Consider the following 18,804-nt stretch of genomic DNA (forward strand, 5'->3'; position numbering starts at 1 on the left):
AGTTTAAAGCGCTTTTTTGTGTTATATAATCAAAATAGTTCAGTATTTACCACTGTTTTTGTATGAATTATTAAAGCATGGAAATGCTAACGTAGAGATTAAACTACAAATATAATGGAGGAGATACTATGATACGAGTGTGCCCTAACTGTACAGATGTAGATATTGATAAGCTAGAAGAATTGGTACCAGGAAATTTAGAGGTGGAATGTATTGGTGAATGTGGTCAGCATGAAGGAAAATTTTTTGGTTATATAAATGATGAACTGGTAATCAAAGAGACAGAAGAAGAATTTTTTGAAGAAGTAAAAAAAGCGAAGTAAAAAACGGTGATTGCGAGCTGTTGAGGGGGTACATGGTGAGTGAACTAATTAATAATCGGGAGTATAGGCAGAAAGTCTTAAAAGAAATAATTTTGGAACTTCATCAAGGGAGGTCAGTACTAGAAGTTAAAGGGAAATTTGATAAAATAGCTGTGGGTATGGATCCGGCTGAACTTTCTTTAATTGAACAAGGACTGATAAATGAAGGGCTGCCAGTGGAAGAAGTACAGCGTCTTTGTGATGTTCATGCTGCAGTCTTTCGCGAAGCGTTAGAAAAAAATCCAGAATTAACAGTCGTCCCAGGTCACCCAGCAGCAATTTTTATCGCAGAAAATCAGGCATTGCAAGAACTAATGGATCAAGAAATTAAGCCTATTATTAGTAAACTAAAACAAGCATCAGATCAGACAGAAAAGGCATTAGTCTTACAGTTGACTGAAAAATTAAACCTCCTTTGGGATGTTGATAAACATTATCGGAGAAAAGAAGATCTTATCTTTCCCTTCCTGGAAAAGTATGAAATTACTGGACCGCCCAAAGTTATGTGGGGTGTCGACGATAAAATAAGGAATTTGTTAAAAGAGACAAAAGGCTTAGCTGTTGCTTATCAACCATCTATAAAAGAAGGGTTAATTGCTAAAACGGAAGAAACATTGGTACAAATCGAAGAAATGATTTTTAAAGAAGAGAAAATATTTCTGCCAATGGCGATGGAGACACTTTCAGAAGATGAATGGTATCGTGCTCTCATTGATAGTGATGAAATAGGTTATTGCTTAGTGGAACCCCAGTGTGGCTGGAAACCATATCGGGAGGATTTAAAGGAAGAATCAATCCATCTACTCAATGAAAATACAGGCGGGCAGGTTAAGTTCGAAACTGGGGTTTTATCACCTCAGGAAATTGAATTGATTTATCGGCATTTACCAGTTGATATTACTTTTGTTGATAAAAATGGAGTCGTCAAATTTTTCTCTGCACCCAAGGATCGAATTTTCCCTCGCACCCGAACCATTATAGGTCGTAAGGTAGAAAACTGCCATCCTCCAGCGAGTGCTGACATTGTAGAAAAAATAGTTGAGGACTTTAAAAACGGGAAAAAGGACAATGAAGACTTTTGGATCAAGATGGGAGATAAATTCGTATACATTCGTTATTTTGCAGTAAAGAACAGGGAAGGAAATTTCTCTGGAGTTTTAGAAGTTACGCAAGATATTAAACCGATCCAAGCTATCACGGGAGAAAAGCGAATTACAGACTAAGCTAGGAAAAGAAAACAATCAATAATAGGGAATTCCCACGACTTAAAGTGGGGATTCCCTACATTACTTTTTACTAGAAAAAGAGTATAATAAATTTCTTACTGATATAGATGTATTTGCATTATTTGTAAAAAAATCTATGAATTTAATTAGATATCGGAGAGGAATAAGGACATGTATGCATACTACTTCGCGGCAAATATTATATCGCAAATTAAACTTTAAACACATTAGTTGGTCTTCTTTAGGGAGTGTTTCTGCGATTGGCATTATCGCATATTTATCGGCAATTACAGGATATGCCTTTCTAATTCCTCCTTTTGGTGCAACATGTTATATCGTTTTTTCCATTCCAGATAGTGCATTTGCTCAGCCGCGAAGTATTATTGGCGGACATGTTCTTGCTGTTTTTGTAGGATTACTCTGCTCATTTATCTTTGGGTCAAACTGGTGGTCTCAGGGTATAGCAATAGGAGCCATTGTGGCTGGCATGCATCTAATTCGTGTAAATCATCCACCAGCCGCCGCCACTACCATATTTCTGACATTACAAGAACACAATAATTGGAATGTTTTTTATACGGTATTGATTGGTAGCATCATGATTGCAGCTGTAGCAGTGGTTTTTAATAAATATGTAATAAAGCACAAATATCCTCATTATTGGTGGTAAATACGATATATTTTAAAAAACGTTAATGTATTATTTGGATAAGAATTTATTGAAATAAACAATGTAGGGAATTTCCTTTAGTAATGTAGGGAATTCCCTACATTACTTTTTAGTAGTTAAATATTAAAATTAGTCTGATATATATTCAGTGCAAAGAACCCTAGGACGGTAAGGATTCTTAATGAGATAAGGTTAAAAGCAGGATCTTCAAAAGAGTAAAAATAAGCGTAGGAAAGGAAAAAATAATGGCATATAAAGTAACAGGGATAAGGTTCAATCAGTACTTAAAAGAATTAGGAAAGGAGTATCAAATTTTTGCTCCAGTAGGTCTCTCTGGAAAGGGGGCCTTTACCGACACGGATTCTGTTAGATATCAGAAAATAACAAGCTTGGAAGAGATAGAACTATCGATAAAGTCTAATTTTTCGGCAAAAGAAATTCTTTTGCCCATAACTGAGACTTTATTTTATTTTAGCGAGGACAATTGGACAGAACCCAAGATTCATGAAAAAAAGATATTGCTGTTTTTGAGAAGTTGTGACATACATGGCATAAAAAGGCTTGATGACATTTATCTGAAAAATGGATGTGAGGATCCTTACTATAAAGTATTTCGGGAAAAAGTAAGAATCTGCCTCATAGAATGTCAAGAAAGCTTTGCAAACTGTTTTTGCGCTAGTATGAATACGAATGTTACAGACAAATATGACATGTTTATCCATGTCGAGGATGATTTTGTATATGTAGGAATTAATAATAAAGAGTTGGATCGGCTAGATGAAAAGGTAGTCGATCTCTCTCCGCGTTTTGTAATGGAAAATAAAATAAAGGTAACGTTACCAGAATCGGTAACAATTGGACTAACTGAGTCTCCAATTTGGGAAGAATACTCCTCCCGGTGCATCGGTTGTGGAAGATGCAGCTTCGTCTGTCCAACGTGTAGTTGTTTTTCTATGCAGGATATCTTTTATAAAGAAAATAAGAACATGGGGGAGCGAAGACGAGTTTGGTCTTCCTGTATGGTTGATGGTTTTACCGATATGGCAGGGGGGCATGCTTTCCGTAAAAAACAAGGAGAGCGCATGCGGTTTAGAGTGATGCATAAGCTTCATGATTATAAAAAACGCTTTGGTTATCATATGTGCGTTGGATGTGGAAGATGCGATGATGCGTGCCCAGAATATATATCAATTTCTCATTGTGCAAATAAGTTGAACCATGTAGTGGAGGAGAAATAATGAACAATACGTATCTACCTTTTAAATCCCGAATTATAAAAATAATTCCTCATACTGCTATTGATTATACTTTCTTGATGGAATATAAGGGCGATGTAAAGCCAGGACAATTTTTTGAAGTATCCATTCCTAAATACGGCGAAGCTCCGATTTCTGTAAGTGAAATTGGTGAAGGTTATGTTGGGTTGACAATTCGCAAAGTTGGTTTGGTTACCAACACAATTCATGAACTACAGGAAGATGGTGTACTATTTCTAAGGGGACCATATGGTAATGGTTTTGATATTAACTTATTTCAATCAAAGGAAGTAATTGTAGCTGCTGGTGGGACGGGATTAGCTCCAGTCAGAGGTGTTGTAGATTATTTCGCTGAGAATGTTAATGAGGTTACGTCTTTTTCGCTGATTGCGGGATTCAAATCACCTAAAGATATACTGTATAAAGATGATTTTGAGAAGTGGCAAAACAACATTAACGTCATAGTAACGGTCGATGGCTCAGAGGATGTAATGTATAAAGGAAATACGGGGCTCATTACAAAATATGTACAGGATATTCACATTGAAAATCAAGCAGAGGTAAATGTAATTGTTGTTGGTCCACCCATAATGATACGTTTTACTGTGGCAGAATTTTTAAAAAGAGGGATTAAAGAAGAAAATGTATGGGTGTCATACGAAAGAAAAATGTGCTGTGGTGTTGGTAAATGCGGGCACTGTAAAATTGACGATACCTATATTTGCCTTGAAGGACCTGTATTTAACTATGTAAAAGCTAAGAATTTTATTGATTAATAGGGAGGGTAGTATGAACCATGGATATAAATACAAAAATGTTAAAAAAGAATGCCTTTCGCATAACAAAGGAAAGAGATAAGACTGCTGTTCGAATAAGAGTCCCAGGAGGAGAAATGGCAGTCAAATATCTAGAGACGGTTAGGCATGTAGCTGAAACCTTTGGTAATGGTACCATTCATATCACAACGCGACAAGGCTTTGAAATCCCAGGTATTAGTATAGATAAAATGGCAGAGGTGAATGCCATAATCCAAAGTCTGATCGAAGGACTTGAGATTAACCAAACCTATTCTAATGCAGGGTATCCAGCAGCGGGTACCAGAAATGTAGCGGCCTGTATTGGTAGTCGGGTATGTCAATTTGCTAATTATGATACAAGTGCTTTTGCTCAAAGAATAGAGAAAGTGATATTCCCCAATGACTATCATGTGAAAATTGCTCTTACCGGTTGCCCTAATGATTGCATTAAGGCAAGAATGAATGATTTTGGTATTATTGGCATGAACGAACCACAGTATGATTCCTATCGGTGTATCGGCTGCCAAGCATGTGTAAAAACTTGTGAAAAGAAATCTGCTGGTGCATTGAAGGTTGAAAACTTCAAGGTGGTCAGGAATTCTGATAAATGTATTGGCTGTGGAGAATGTGTGCTAAAGTGTCCTACAGGAGCTTGGACGAGAAATTCAGAAAAATTATATCAGCTTGTAATTATGGGGAGAACGGGTAGAAAGAATCCGAGAATTGCTCAACCCTTTATCAAATGGATTAATGAAGAAAGTATTTTAGAGATACTTAAGAATACCTATGACTATGTTCATCAATATATCGATAAAGATGCACCAGGGGGAAAAGAGCATGTAGGGTACATTGTTGATCGTACTGGTTATCAAATATTTAAAAATTGGGTATTAAAAGATGTAAATTTAAATAGCGAGGCACAGGTAGCAGAATATATCTATTGGTAAATTGGCAATATTGAGAAAAATGAAATATTTTTCGACGATGTAGGGAGTTTCCAGAATGTATATAGGGAATTCCCTACATTACTTTTTATCGGCAAAATATTAAAATAAATCTAACAATATAGACTTCATATTATAAAAGGGGGACTAGTCATTGTATAAACTGAAAACATGGAATCCAGAAGACCCTATATTCTGGGAACAGGAGGGGAAAAAAATTGCGAACCGGAATTTATGGATTTCGGTTCCTGCACTATTAATATCTTTTTGTATTTGGATGTTATGGTCAGTAGTTGCCGTTAATCTTAATAGTGCAGGGTTTAGCTTTAGTGCAGAGCAGTTATTTAACTTAGCCGCTTTACCAGGATTATCAGGTGCAACGTTGCGTATCTTTTATGCTTTTGTAGTACCTGTTTTTGGGGGACGGAATTGGACTGTCATTAGTACTGCATCACTTTTAATTCCCGCCATTGGTATTGGCTATGCGGTGCAGGATACTACCACAAGCTATACAACCATGGTTATATTGGCCGTATTATGTGGCTTAGGCGGAGGAAATTTTGCATCATCGATGGGGAATATTAACTTCTTTTTTCCAAAAAAACAGAAGGGAACTGCCCTAGGGATAAATGGGGGCTTGGGTAATGTAGGTGTTAGTGTAGTGCAGTTTGTAGCGCCCCTTGTGATCACCTGTGGGATTTTTGGCAGTATGGGTGGTGAACCTCAAATTATAATGAATGGGGGGATTGGGAAATCCATTTGGTTACAAAATGCTGCTTTTATATGGATTATTCCCATTGTATTGATTACCGTGGCTGCTTTTTTCGGTATGAATAATTTGGAGACAGCCAAAGCATCAGTTCGTGAACAATTCATTATATTCAAATGTAAACATATGTGGGTTATGAGTTTTATTTATACCATTGCTTTTGGGTCTTTTATCGGTTATTCTGCAGTGTTTCCTCTACTGATCAAATTTCAATTTTCAGGTATTAATCCTTTGCAATATGCCTTTTTAGGGCCTCTAGTGGGTGCCCTCTCTCGTCCCATTGGAGGATGGGCCGCTGATAAATACGGCGGGGCGCGGGTCAGCTTTTGGTCTATTTTTGTTATGATAGGTGCCACCTTAGGCGTTATCTTCTTTATGAACCAACATAATTTTATCGCATTTTTTATCATGGCATTAATTTTGTTTGTTACTTCTGGGGCGGCGAGTGGCTCTACCTTTGGAATGCTTTCTAAGATCTTTAATCCGAAAGAAGCAGCACCAGCCATTGGATTTATTTCAGCAGTTGCTGCGTATGGCGCATTTTTTGTTCCTAAGGCTTTTGGTTGGTCAACGCAGGCTACGGGATCGCCATCCATGGCCTTATATGGTTTTATTGCCTCTTACATAATCAGTCTATTTGTAATTTATCATTATTACAATCGTAGAGACGCAGAGATAAAATGTTAAAAAAATATGGAGGTGAGAGTATATGGATGAAAAAGAATTACCATTATGGAAAAAACTGAATTTCTTTAAAACAAAAGAAAGGTCGCAAGATGGCTGGAGCCAAGTAGTTGCAGATGACAGAGAATCCGAAGGGATATATCGTAAACGTTGGAGTTATGACAAAGTCGTGCGTACTACCCATGGGGTAAACTGTACAGGATCTTGTAGTTGGAAGGTTTTTGTGAAAGATGGTATTATTACCTCAGAAAATCAGCAGACGGATTACCCTTCTACAGGGCCTGATATGCCAGAGTTTGAGCCTCGAGGCTGTCCGAGAGGTGCAAGTTTTTCCTGGTATGTATATAGCCCTCTTAGGATCAAATATCCCTATATTCGTCGTCAACTATTGGCCTTATGGCGTGAGGCGGTAGAAAATAGTCAGGGCAATTTAGTGAAAGCTTGGGGTTCTATAGTAGAAGATGCTGATAAAGCAAAGCAATATAAACAAGTACGGGGTAAGGGTGGTTTTGTACGCGCAAACTGGCAAGAGGTTAATGAAATCATGTCAGCGATGCTGTTATATACCATTATCACCTATGGACCTGACCGTATTGCTGGCTTTACGCCCATACCTGCCATGTCTATGGTAAGTTATGCGGCTGGGTCCCGATTTTTATCTCTCTTAGGTGCTCCTATGTTAAGTTTTTACGATTGGTATGCCGATTTGCCCCCTGCATCACCTCAAATATGGGGGGAACAAACGGATGTGCCGGAAAGTAGTGACTGGTATAACGCAGGGTATATCATAATGTGGGGCTCCAATGTACCAATGACTCGGACACCTGACGCCCATTTTATGACGGAAGTCCGATATAAAGGTACGAAGGTAGTAGCCGTTAGTCCAGATTATGCGGAAAATGTGAAATTTGCTGATAATTGGCTTCCTGTTAATCCAGGCTCGGATGCGGCCTTAGCCCAGGCTATGACCCACGTTATTTTGAAAGAGTTCTATATTGAGAAACAAGAAGAATATTTTTTGGATTACGCTAAACAGTTTACGGATATGCCATTTATGGTGCTTATTGAAAAAAATGATACGGTATATACTCCAGGCCGATTTGCACGGGCTAGTGATCTTGGGTTAGCAGGGAATAAAGGAGAGTGGAAACCAGTATTATGGGATACAGTACAAGATGGCTTCGCTATTCCGAAGGGAACCATTGGTCAACGTTGGGATAGTACAGGACAATGGAATCTAAAAATGGAGAGTGAAGCTGGTGACACTTTATCCCCATTATTAACACTCCTAGGGCAAGAAGATGAGCAAATCTGTGTAAATCTTCCTGAATTTACGGAAGGTGGCACTGGAATTGTTAAACGAGGTATTCCTGTTAAATTAATCATGAAAAATGGTAAACTACTACGAGTCACAACTGTATTTGATCTTATGTTAGCTCAATATGGAATCGATCGCGGTCTGCCTGGGAAATATCCGATAGATTATTATGATGAAGCAACCTATACTCCAGCTTGGCAAAAGAAGCATACGAATGTTGAGACTGATTTGGTCATTCAGATAGCTAGAGAATTTGCTCAAAATGCTGCCGATACAAAAGGAAGATCCATGATTATCATGGGAGCAGGCATTAATCATTGGTTCAATGGAGACACCATTTATCGGGCTATATTGAATTTGGTGATTCTAACCGGTTGCCAAGGGGTAAATGGCGGCGGCTGGGCTCATTATGTAGGGCAGGAAAAGTGTCGTCCGATAGAAGGATGGGGTACTGTGGCTTTCGCTCGCGACTGGTCAATGCCGCCACGCCTTCAGAATGCGACCTCCTTTTTTTACTTTGCTACCAATCAGTGGCAGTATGAAACCCATAGCATGGAAGGATTAAAATCACCAACAGTGGCAAAAAGTCGCTACAGCCATCCGGCAGACTATAACGTATTGGCCGCTCGCCTCGGATGGATGCCTTCTTATCCTCAGTTTAGCCAAAACTCGTTACAGCTTAGTACAGAGGCCACTGAAGCAGGAGCTGAAACTACTGAAGAAGTCATTAGCCATGTCGTCAAAAAGTTAAAGGACAGAAAGATGTCTTTTGCTGTGGAAGATCCTGATAATGCCAAAAATCATCCTCGCGGATTGTTTGTCTGGCGTTCTAATCTAATTTCTAGTTCTGGTAAGGGACATGAGTATTTTTTGAAATATCTACTGGGAGCTTCCCATGGACTTTTATCGGAACCCAATGAAGAGTTGAGACCAGAGGAAGTTCATTGGAATAATGCTCCTCCAGAAGGCAAGCTTGATTTATTGGTTAATTTAGACTTTCGCATGGCTGGCACCGCTCTTTATTCTGATATAGTATTACCTGCTGCTACTTGGTATGAAAAAACCGATTTAAGTAGTACCGATATGCATCCTTTTGTTCATCCATTCAATCCCGCGATTAATCCACCATGGGAAGCCAAGTCTGATTGGGATATTTTCAAGGATTTGGCTAAGACCTTTTCTACTATGGCGAAAGAATATCTACCTGAGGTACAACAAGATATTGTGGCAGTGCCTCTTATGCATGACTCACCAGGAGAAATTGCCCAGCCCTTTGGTAAAGTGCTAGATTGGCGCAAGGGGGAAGTGGAGGCGATACCTGGTAAGACGATGCCGAATATGGTAATGGTAGAGCGGGACTATAAAGAAATTTATAATAAATTTACTTCTCTTGGACCATTACTAGAAAAAAGTCCAGTAGGTGCTCATGGTATTGCTTTTCCTGTTAAAGAACAATACGAAGAACTTAAAAAAATTAATGGAAAGAACATGGTGCCTGGTGTAGCCTTTGCTCGTCCTAGTATTGAGACAGCTCGCCAAGCGGCAGAAGCAATACTTACTCTATCGAGTGCGACAAATGGCAAATTGGCTATGAAAGCCTGGGAAGATGCAGAAAAGAAAACGGGTATGGAACTTAAGGATATCAGCGCGGGTCGTGCAGGAGAAAAATTTACTTTTAATGACATTACGGTACAACCAAGGCAAGTCATTCCTACCCCTGTATTTACTGGCTCAAATAAAGGAGATAAACGCTACTCCCCCTTTACGACCAGTATCGATCATTTGATGCCTTTCCGTACGTTGACAGGACGTCAACATTTCTATATTGATCATGAAATCATGCTAGAGTTTGGCGAAGCCATGCCTATCTATAAACCGACTTTATCTCCAGTGTTATTTGCTGGCAAAGAATATAAGCCCGAAGCGGAAGGTAAAGAAATTGTTTTGCGATATCTTACCCCTCATGGCAAATGGAATATACACAGTACCTATCAAGATAACCTGCATATGCTTACCTTATTTCGTGGTGGACCTCATGTATGGGTGAATCATCAGGATGCCTTACTGGCGGATCTTAAGGATAATGATTGGGTGGAAGTGTATAATCGTAATGGTGTAGTTTCTGCTAGAGTCGTGGTGAGTCATCGTATGCCTAGAGGAACTCTTTATATGTATCATGCGCAAGATAAGCACATTAATGTTCCTGGTTCATCTATTACTGGACAGCGGGGCGGGACACACAATAGCCCTACTCGAGTTCATGTTAAGCCCACCCAGTGTATTGGCGGATACGCCCAGCTTAGCTATGGGTTTAACTATTACGGGCCAATTGGCAATCAGAGAGATATTTATGTTGCGGTTCGTAAGTTAAAGGAGGTGGCTTGGCTTGAAGATTAAAGCACAAATAGCTATGGTAATCAATTTAGATAAATGTATTGGCTGTCATACTTGCAGTGTGACCTGTAAAAATACTTGGACAAATCGTGAAGGCGCTGAGTATATGTGGTTTAATAATGTGGAAACCAAGCCAGGTATTGGGTATCCCATGGAGTGGGAAAATCAAGAAAAGTATAAGGGGGGCTGGGAATTACAAGATGGTAAACTCCGGCTCAAAGGCGGTAGCCGCTTAGCAAAGTTATTACTTAAATTATTCCACAATCCCGATATGCCTACCCTTGATGATTATTACGAACCTTGGACATACGATTATGAGAAACTAATTAACAGTCCTACAAAGCGTTATCAGCCAGTGGCTCGTCCCAAATCAGTAATTACCGGTAAAAATATGGACTTAAAGTGGGGGCCAAACTGGGAAGATGATTTAGCCGGTGCCCATCAAACTGGTACTAGAGATCCGAATGTAGTGAAGATGCAGGAAAAAGTTAAATTTGAGTTTGAACAAACTTTCATGGCCTATTTGCCAAGACTTTGTGAGCATTGCTTAAATCCTGGTTGTGTGGCTGCGTGTCCTTCAGGCGCCATTTACAAGCGGGAAGAAGATGGGATTGTTTTGGTGGATCAAGATGCTTGCCGCAGTTGGCGTATGTGTATGACTGGATGTCCCTATAAAAAGGTTTATTTTAACTGGCAAACTCATAAAGCGGAAAAATGTATTTTTTGTTTTCCAAGGGTGGAGTCAGGTCAACCTACTGTTTGCTCGGAAACTTGTTCAGGCCGTGTTCGGTATATGGGAGTCATATTGTATGATGCTGATAGAGTAAAAGAGGCAGCATCTACTAGCAATGAACAGGAGTTATATCAAGCGCAGCTTAGTGTATTTTTGGATCCTACTGATCCTGAAGTGATTGCGAAGGCTCGCTTAGATGGCATTCGTGAAGACTGGTTAGAAGATGCAAAACGTTCTCCTATTTATGATTTAGCCGTCCGATACGGTATAGCACTGCCATTACATCCTGAATTTCGCACCATGCCAATGGTATGGTATATACCGCCTCTTAGCCCGATTGTAAGTGTGGCAAAGGAGCAAGGCGTAAATGAAAATCTATTCCCGCTACTAGATGATATGCGTATTCCTATCGAATACTTAGCTAATATCTTAACGGCTGGTAATACAAAAGCAGTTAAGTCGGCCTTAGGTAAGCTGCTAGCTATGCGTACCTATATGCGATCAATCAACACAAACCAAAAAGTCGACAAGGATAAGCTAAGAGAGGCCGGCCTTGATGAAATTGCTGTAGAGCGTATGTATCGCCTTCTAGCTATTGCAAAATATGAGGATCGTTTTGTAATTCCCACATCACATCAAGAAAAATACGTTAATGTATATAAACAGCAAGGTAGCTGCGGTTATTCCCTGCCCCAAGGGAGCTCATGCTATGGTATTAGAGGTGAAGAAGATGGTAGATAAGAAAATGTTGCGATTGCTATCTATTTTGCTTCAATATCCAAAAAGCAGTTGGTTAAAATTTGATGAGTTACGTCAGCTGGCAAGTGAATTGGAACACTTGCCAATGGAGGAAAGGGTACATTCTCTTCTAGATTACTTGGAACATAATACTTGTGAGGAATTAGCTGAGTTTTATGTAAGTACCTTTGATTTTAGTGAACATTGTAATCTGTATATTACCTCCCTACTCTGTCCCGATGATCAAAAGCGTGGGCAAGTACTAGCCGACTTGAAAGGTATCTACCGACAAGCTGGATTTGAGGTAGATACTGAGGAATTACCTGATTACCTTCCTATGCTACTTGAATTTCTAGCCATTGCTAACCAGGAATCATGTAAACAAATTTTAGAGATCGTAAATCCTGGTATTGAAAAACTATGGCAGCAACTTCTAGAAAAACGCAGTCCCTATGCTGCATTGCTTGAAGTTTGTGTAGGATTTACAGTGCCAATAGCATGTGCAGAAACTACCCACAGAGGAGAAGGTATATCATGAATTTTATAGAACAATTTCTATGGGTGATTTTTCCTTATATAGCATTAACTATCTTTATAGTAGGACATATTTATCGCTATAACATGGATCAATTGGGCTGGACGGCTAAATCCAGTGAATTGTTGGAAAAACGCAGTCTACAGTGGGGCAGTATATTATTCCATGCTGGTATATTAGCTGTAGTTGGAGGTCATATTTCAGGTCTCTTGATACCCAAGACTTTTTTTGAATCACTTGGAGTGAACGAGCATATGTACCATATGGCCGCTGTTTATGGTGGAGGTCCCGCAGGGGTAGTCACGTTAGTAGGTATTCTGATTTTAACTTTCCGTCGTTTTGGTAATGACCGTGTATTTGCTGTTAGTAGTAAGGCTGATTTACTGGTAGCTATTTTAGTGCTAGTAGAAGTAGTCTTAGGGTTGACAAGTACAGCTACAAATGTATTCCAGGTGACGAACTTTGATTATCGAGAAACGATTAGTCCTTGGCTTAGAGGGTTATTGTTTTTGAAACCGGATGCTTCCTTTATGACTGGTGTACCTTTGGTATTTAAGCTTCATGTTGTGACGGGCTTTGGAATGTTTGCTATTTGGCCGTTTACAAGATTGGTGCATGTATGGAGTATGCCAGTCGAATATATATACAGAACCTATATTCAATATTTTAGTCGGGATTTAAAAGATAAATCCTTTCATTGATTTCATAGGGCAATCCATGTTGTATTTGAGATTGCCCTTATGTAATAACCCTGCGACTTTGCTTTTAAAAGGAAACTGTGATAAATTGAAATTAAGATTAAATACTTCGGGAGAATACTTTATGAATACATTAGAGAGTACAATCAATAAATGCTTAGAGGATTTGCGACTTAGGGCGGGGGCTGATTTCTCAGCGTTAGCTCTCCAGGAGTCAAGAGAATCTACGATCCGCTGGAAGTATGCAGTGGGTAATAAAAATGAACGGTTTCGAAGGATTGTACTGCGTCTGGGCAAGGGAATTGCAGGGAAAGTATTGATGTCAGGCAGACCCATGATATTGGAACATTATGAACCTCGGCAACATGAAGATCCGCAAGAATACCCGATTCTTTACGCGGAAGAATTGCAATCTGCCCTAGGAGTGCCAGTACTAACAAAGGGAAAAGTCAAAGGAGTGCTTTTAGTGGGTTACCGTACTCCTTGCGTAATTGAGGGAGTAGTAATTGATTTATCCAAACGAGTTGCCACAGAACTAGAAAATAGTATAGACTTCTAAAAAATCATATATGTGCTACATTGGGGGCTGTCGTATGAGGCAAAAAACTTCCGAATCCTTATTAAAAATGATTTTTCAGTATGTAAGCGATGCAATACTCATTTTAGACGAACAAGGAATGATTGTGGATGCCAATCCATCGATTGAAATTCTGACAGGTTATTGTACTAAGGAGCTTATTCATAAAGTGAAATTAAGCAGTATTTGCCAGGGAATGGACAGATGCGCAGATTTCACCGTTTGTACAAATTGTTTTACGAAGTTAGGAAGTATTTCTTCTTTTGAAATTCGCTTATTGCATAGGAATGGGCAAATTTTTTCCGCAGCTGCAAGTACAACTCGTTTGCAAGAACACATGGGAGGATTGTTGGTAGTTGTACTAAGGGATATGTCAGAACATAATAAAGAGGAACAAAAGCAGTTACAAAAAAAGATGGCTAATTATATGATTCAAGCACAAGAAGAAGAACGTAAGAGAGTATCTCGCGAATTACATGACGGAGTCGGACAAAGTATTTATAGTATGATTGTAGGGCTTAATATCATTGGGCAAATGGAACTTAAAGATGAATTGAAAGAACATTTTCAAATGGTACAAGATATGGCAGTTCAGGCTTTAAATGAAGTACGATGCATTGCTGTCGATCTTAGACCCTCCTCCCTCGACGATTGGGGCCTGTTACCAGCCCTACGGTCTTTCATAAAACAGTTTGAGCGAACCTATGGAATTGTAACAACGTTATCTGTTGTAGGAAAAGAACGTCGTTACGAATCAGCGGTTGAAACGGCCCTATATCGTATCTGTCAAGAGGCTATGGTTAACGCAGCTAAATATGCGAACATTGATAAACTACAGATCGATTTTGAAGAACAGGATCAGCAGTTGCACTTAGTAGTTACAGATTTTGGGCGGGGTTTTAATATAGAAAAGATTGAAATACAGGGAACAGGACTTGGGCTGTACGGTATGCGAGAGCGAGCAGAATTGATTGGCGGTACTCTTGATATTACATCCAACTTTGGCCATGGCACTACGATTCGGGTTAATGTTCCCATAACTAAACAGGAGGAAACAACTTATGACCATCCGTGTTTTAATAGCTGACGATCACGCTGTTGTCCGTTCAGGATTAGCTATGCTAATTAATTCTCAGCAGGACATGGAGGTGGTTGGGGAAGCTGCAGATGGAAGGGAAGCTGTAGAATTAGGATTAAAACTTCTTCCACAAGTCGCACTTATGGATTTGAGTATGCCTCCAGGTGAGAATGGTTTAATTGCTACTGCAAGATTAAAAGAATTGCTACCACAAACTCGTGTGCTGATCTTGACTATGCATGATGATGAAGAATATTTGTTTCAATCTCTAAAGGCAGGGGCAATGGGATACATCTTAAAGAACGCTCCTCAATTTGATTTAATTCAGGCGATTCGTACGGTTCACCAAGGAGAATCATATTTGTATCCATCTGCCGCAAAATCGTTAATTGAAGGATTCTTGCGACAGGGAAATAAAAGGGAAGAGGTTGAGTCACTAACATTATTAACAGAACGAGAAAGGCAAACATTACGCTTGGTAGCCATGGGTTATGCTAATAAAGATATTGCTGAGCAACTTTGCCTTTCCGTCAAAACCGTTGAAGCTTATAAAACTAGAATAATGGAAAAACTCCAGTTTAAAACTAGGCCTGAAATGGTGAAATACGCCATAAAAAAAGGACTATTAGATTTAGAGGGATAATACTACAAAGAAGAAATGAGATAATCCTAATTTTAGGGTTAAATGCATGATGTTTACAAAGTAGGAGGTTGCAGGATGGATGGATTATATGACATTGTAGGCAGGCGCATTCATTATTTGCGAGTAGCAGTAACCGACAGATGTAATTTTCGCTGTCAATACTGTATGCCATCAGATGGCGTAAAATGGACGGAACATGACAATATTTTACGATATGAAGAACTACTACGAATTATCCATGCATTTACCAGCTTAGGAATTGATAAAGTACGTATTACTGGTGGAGAGCCTTTAGTACGTAAAGGTCTAATACCTTTTTTAAAAAAGGTTACAGCGATTGCAGGTATTAAAGAAGTCGTGTTAACAACCAATGGTAGTATGCTCGAAGAATATGCTCCTCTTTTAAAGAAAGCAGGGGTGAAACGCGTAAATGTGAGTCTTGATACCTTATATCCCGAAAGGTTTAAACAAATAACAGGACAAGATGCATTGCATCAGGTATTGGCAGGGATAAAAAAAGCGCAAGCAGTAGGTCTTACGCCAATTAAAATAAACATGGTTGTTATGAAAGATTTCAATTCAGATGAACTTGCTGACTTTGCGAATTTGGCTATGGAGAATCCATATCAAATTCGATTTATTGAATATATGCCCTTTTGCTCTGATAAAAACTACTTATTTACCGCAGCCGAGATAAAGCAACAACTTATTACCGCTGGTTTTACGACAATGCTTCCAGAGGTGAGTAATAATTCTCCAGCTCAAGTATATCGTTTTCCCCAATCGCAGGGTTCAATTGGTTTTATTACTCCCGTGTCCCAGCATTTCTGTAGTTCTTGCAATCGCATTCGTCTTACACCCGATGGCAACCTTAAGCCCTGTTTATTATCGAACCAGGAATATTCTTTGCGGGATGTTTTACGTGCAGGAATCTCTGATCAAGAGCTTTTAGATACGATAAGACAAGTGGTTTGGAATAAGCCGATGGAACATGAGTTAAAGAAGGGAAAGAAAAGTGAAAGGGGCATGTATCGTATTGGAGGGTAACCGGTTTTCAATTGTTGTATTAGCAGGTGGTCAGAGTAGCCGGATGGGCTGCGACAAAGCGGCACTTCCTTGGGAAAATGGAGACATCCTCCATAACTTATTGTTAAAAATGCTAACATTGTCTGATGATATCGTGGTAGTGAGTAACATCACTAGAAATATTAAACTGCCTGTCCGGCAAGTTCCTGATATCCTAATGTCTAAAGGGCCCTTAAGTGGTATTCATGCAGGGCTATTCTATGCTCGATATTCTCGGGTTTTTGTTACGGCCTGTGATACACCTTTTTTAAAACCTGAAATTATTCCAATTATTGTTCAATCCTTGGGAAGCCAGGATGGGGCTGTTACGGTACGTAAAGGGAAAATAGAACCCCTATTGGCCTGTTATCGAAAACCTTGCGCTGGCATAATCGAAGAGCTTATTCCGAAGGAACAATACAGTGTTCTTAGATTGTTAGATAAAATTCACTGGGTGCCTGTTACTTGTCTAGATGAACTGGATGATTGCCTTTTTACAAACATTAATACGTATAGTGATTATGAAAAAGCAAAACTAATATTGGGAAGGGAAAAAGAAGTATGATACCCCTTATATCATTTGTGGGCTATTCTGATAGTGGTAAAACCACCCTTTTGGTAAAGGTTATTTCTGAGCTCAAAAGTCGTGGCTATCGAATTGCTGTTATTAAACATGATGGACATGATTTCGAAATAGATCATAAGGGGACTGATACTTACAAGCACCGCCAAGCTGGTGCTGATATTGTATGTATTGCCTCTAGTAAGAAAGTCGCTATAATAGAAAACTTTGCTCAGCCACCAGTATTGGATGATATTGTGCAGAGTATTACTAATGTTGATTTGATTTTGACGGAAGGCTTTAAACAAGAAAAGAAACCACAAATTGAAGTACACCGCCAGGGAATAGAATGTATTGGTCCCAAAAAGAATCGGATTGCGTTAATTGCGGATCAACAGATTTATGAGGGTGTACCGTATTTTAAATTGGATGAGATAGAAGCGGTTGCTGACTTTTTAGAAAATATAATTCAAGATTCAACGCTATAGCTGTAGGGTTAATTTCTTATCTGCTATTTGGGGAAAGGAGACTTGGAAATGGCAATATCATTAGAAGATTCTATGTCAATTTTACTAGAAAAAATAAAATTGCAAAAAAAAACTCATATTTCCCTAGAAGATTGCTATAATCGGGTATTAGCAGAAGACATTATTGCAGATATGGATTTTCCTCCTTTTGATCGATCGCCCTTAGATGGTTATGCAGTAAGAATGGAAGATGTACAATCTGCCTCCTCTTTTAATCCTGTGGTGCTAAAACAAGTAGATTATGTACCAGCAGGCAGTTGGCCAAGTAAAAAAGTTGAAATAGGCATGGCCACACGCATTATGACAGGGGCGAAAATCCCTGAGGGAGCAGATGCTATCATTCGACTGGAAGATACAGAAGTTCAACAGGACATGGTTAGCATTTTCGCAGCTGCAGATGCCAACCACAATATCTGTAGGCAAGGGGAAGAAATTTGTATTGGTCAGATTATGCTGAAAAAAGGCACGGTCATTAAGGATGGAGCGATGGGGGTCCTAGCGATGCTAGGCAGGAGTAGACCCTTGATTTATGAGCAGCCTAAAGTTGCTATCTTGGCTACTGGGACTGAGATTGTTAGTGTTGATCAGCCTCTAACCAAAGGAAAGATTCGGAATTCGAATAGTTATATGTTAATGGCAAAAGTTAGAGAAGCTGGGGGACAACCGATTCTTTTAGGGCAGGTCAAAGATGATATTATCGAAATGGAAAAAAAGCTAATAGGGCATGAGAACATTGCTATGTATATCACTACAGGGGGGGCGTCTGTTGGTGATTATGACTTAATGGAACAATTATTTCATAAAATGAAAATTCCCATGTTATTCAGTCGCTTAGCAATGAAGCCAGGCATGCCGGTAATAACCGGTTTCTGGCATGATACATTGGTGGTAGCCTTATCTGGAAATCCGGCATCAGCAAATGTTTCTTTTGAGGTGCTACTAAGGCCTTTACTGCGAAAAATGGCAGGAATTATTGAGATTGAAAGGCCTAGAGCAGAAGCTAAGCTTAAGAAGGCCTTTAATAAAAAAAGTAAGTCTAGGCGCTTCATTTGGGCTAGGTGCGAAAATGTCGATGGAGCCCTATATGCTGAACCGATTGATTTTCAAGGAAATGGTATGTTGTCAGGCTTATTGCCAGCTAACGCTCTTATTGATGTTTCGGCGGACAGTAGTTGTTTACCAATAGGAACGAGGGTAACTCTTCGTTTATTGACTGATTAGAGAGGAA

At 39.3% G+C, this 18,804-nt stretch carries 18 protein-coding genes; all 18 read left to right on the plus strand.

Features of this window, described 5'->3' with window-relative positions; all coding sequences use genetic code 11:
- Positions 1-128 precede the first annotated feature (128 nt).
- On the plus strand, positions 129-323 hold the full coding sequence (locus UFO1_RS07770; RefSeq protein WP_038669849.1) for a hypothetical protein: 195 nt from the start codon (positions 129-131) through the stop codon (positions 321-323).
- Positions 324-355: 32 nt separating this feature from the next.
- Entirely contained in the window at positions 356-1,585 is a 1,230-nt protein-coding gene (locus UFO1_RS07775; RefSeq protein ID WP_236639356.1) for a DUF438 domain-containing protein, read from the plus strand.
- A gap of 178 nt (positions 1,586-1,763) precedes the next feature.
- On the plus strand, positions 1,764-2,258 hold the full coding sequence (locus UFO1_RS07780) for an HPP family protein (protein WP_051788857.1): 495 nt from the start codon (positions 1,764-1,766) through the stop codon (positions 2,256-2,258).
- A 245-nt stretch (positions 2,259-2,503) separates the two neighbouring features.
- Entirely contained in the window at positions 2,504-3,496 is a 993-nt protein-coding gene (asrA, locus tag UFO1_RS07785) for an anaerobic sulfite reductase subunit AsrA (RefSeq protein WP_038669853.1), read from the plus strand.
- A complete protein-coding gene (asrB, locus tag UFO1_RS07790; protein ID WP_038669855.1) occupies positions 3,496-4,290 on the plus strand; it encodes an anaerobic sulfite reductase subunit AsrB in 795 nt (264 codons plus the stop codon). Before asrA ends, asrB begins: the two co-directional genes overlap by 1 nt.
- Before the next feature lie 20 nt (positions 4,291-4,310).
- A complete protein-coding gene (gene asrC, locus UFO1_RS07795) occupies positions 4,311-5,258 on the plus strand; it encodes a sulfite reductase subunit C (RefSeq protein ID WP_038669858.1) in 948 nt (315 codons plus the stop codon).
- Positions 5,259-5,409: 151 nt separating this feature from the next.
- Positions 5,410-6,711, plus strand: coding sequence for an MFS transporter (locus UFO1_RS07800; protein ID WP_038669860.1), 1,302 nt, complete (start codon positions 5,410-5,412; stop codon positions 6,709-6,711).
- A 22-nt stretch (positions 6,712-6,733) separates the two neighbouring features.
- On the plus strand, positions 6,734-10,423 hold the full coding sequence (locus UFO1_RS07805; protein ID WP_038669862.1) for a nitrate reductase subunit alpha: 3,690 nt from the start codon (positions 6,734-6,736) through the stop codon (positions 10,421-10,423).
- Entirely contained in the window at positions 10,413-11,894 is a 1,482-nt protein-coding gene (gene narH / locus UFO1_RS07810; protein WP_038669863.1) for a nitrate reductase subunit beta, read from the plus strand. Before UFO1_RS07805 ends, narH begins: the two co-directional genes overlap by 11 nt.
- Positions 11,863-12,429, plus strand: coding sequence for a nitrate reductase molybdenum cofactor assembly chaperone (narJ, locus tag UFO1_RS07815; RefSeq protein WP_236639357.1), 567 nt, complete (start codon positions 11,863-11,865; stop codon positions 12,427-12,429). Before narH ends, narJ begins: the two co-directional genes overlap by 32 nt.
- Entirely contained in the window at positions 12,426-13,127 is a 702-nt protein-coding gene (gene narI / locus UFO1_RS07820) for a respiratory nitrate reductase subunit gamma (protein ID WP_038669866.1), read from the plus strand. Before narJ ends, narI begins: the two co-directional genes overlap by 4 nt.
- A gap of 121 nt (positions 13,128-13,248) precedes the next feature.
- Positions 13,249-13,683 carry a GAF domain-containing protein gene (locus UFO1_RS07825; RefSeq protein WP_038669868.1) on the plus strand — a complete coding sequence of 145 codons (435 nt, stop codon included), beginning with the start codon at positions 13,249-13,251 and terminating at the stop codon, positions 13,681-13,683.
- Positions 13,684-13,717: 34 nt separating this feature from the next.
- Positions 13,718-14,788, plus strand: a complete 1,071-nt coding sequence (locus UFO1_RS07830) for a PAS domain-containing sensor histidine kinase (protein ID WP_038669870.1) — start codon at positions 13,718-13,720, stop codon at positions 14,786-14,788.
- Positions 14,763-15,422, plus strand: a complete 660-nt coding sequence (locus UFO1_RS07835; protein WP_038669872.1) for a response regulator transcription factor — start codon at positions 14,763-14,765, stop codon at positions 15,420-15,422. The genes UFO1_RS07830 and UFO1_RS07835 overlap by 26 nt, the downstream gene beginning before the upstream one ends.
- 75 nt (positions 15,423-15,497) lie before the next feature.
- The gene (gene moaA / locus UFO1_RS07840) at positions 15,498-16,469 is read left to right on the plus strand and encodes a GTP 3',8-cyclase MoaA (RefSeq protein ID WP_038669874.1); all 972 of its coding nucleotides are present in this window, start codon (positions 15,498-15,500) and stop codon (positions 16,467-16,469) included.
- Positions 16,438-17,052: a molybdenum cofactor guanylyltransferase gene (locus UFO1_RS07845; RefSeq protein ID WP_144390869.1), complete on the plus strand. Its 615-nt coding sequence runs from the start codon at positions 16,438-16,440 to the stop codon at positions 17,050-17,052. The genes moaA and UFO1_RS07845 overlap by 32 nt, the downstream gene beginning before the upstream one ends.
- Positions 17,049-17,537: a molybdopterin-guanine dinucleotide biosynthesis protein B gene (gene mobB, locus UFO1_RS07850; protein ID WP_038669878.1), complete on the plus strand. Its 489-nt coding sequence runs from the start codon at positions 17,049-17,051 to the stop codon at positions 17,535-17,537. The genes UFO1_RS07845 and mobB overlap by 4 nt, the downstream gene beginning before the upstream one ends.
- A 48-nt stretch (positions 17,538-17,585) precedes the next feature.
- A complete protein-coding gene (gene glp / locus UFO1_RS07855; RefSeq protein WP_038669880.1) occupies positions 17,586-18,797 on the plus strand; it encodes a gephyrin-like molybdotransferase Glp in 1,212 nt (403 codons plus the stop codon).
- Positions 18,798-18,804 lie beyond the last annotated feature (7 nt).

The sequence above is a fragment of the Pelosinus sp. UFO1 genome (assembly GCF_000725345.1).
Taxonomy (GTDB): domain Bacteria; phylum Bacillota; class Negativicutes; order DSM-13327; family DSM-13327; genus Pelosinus.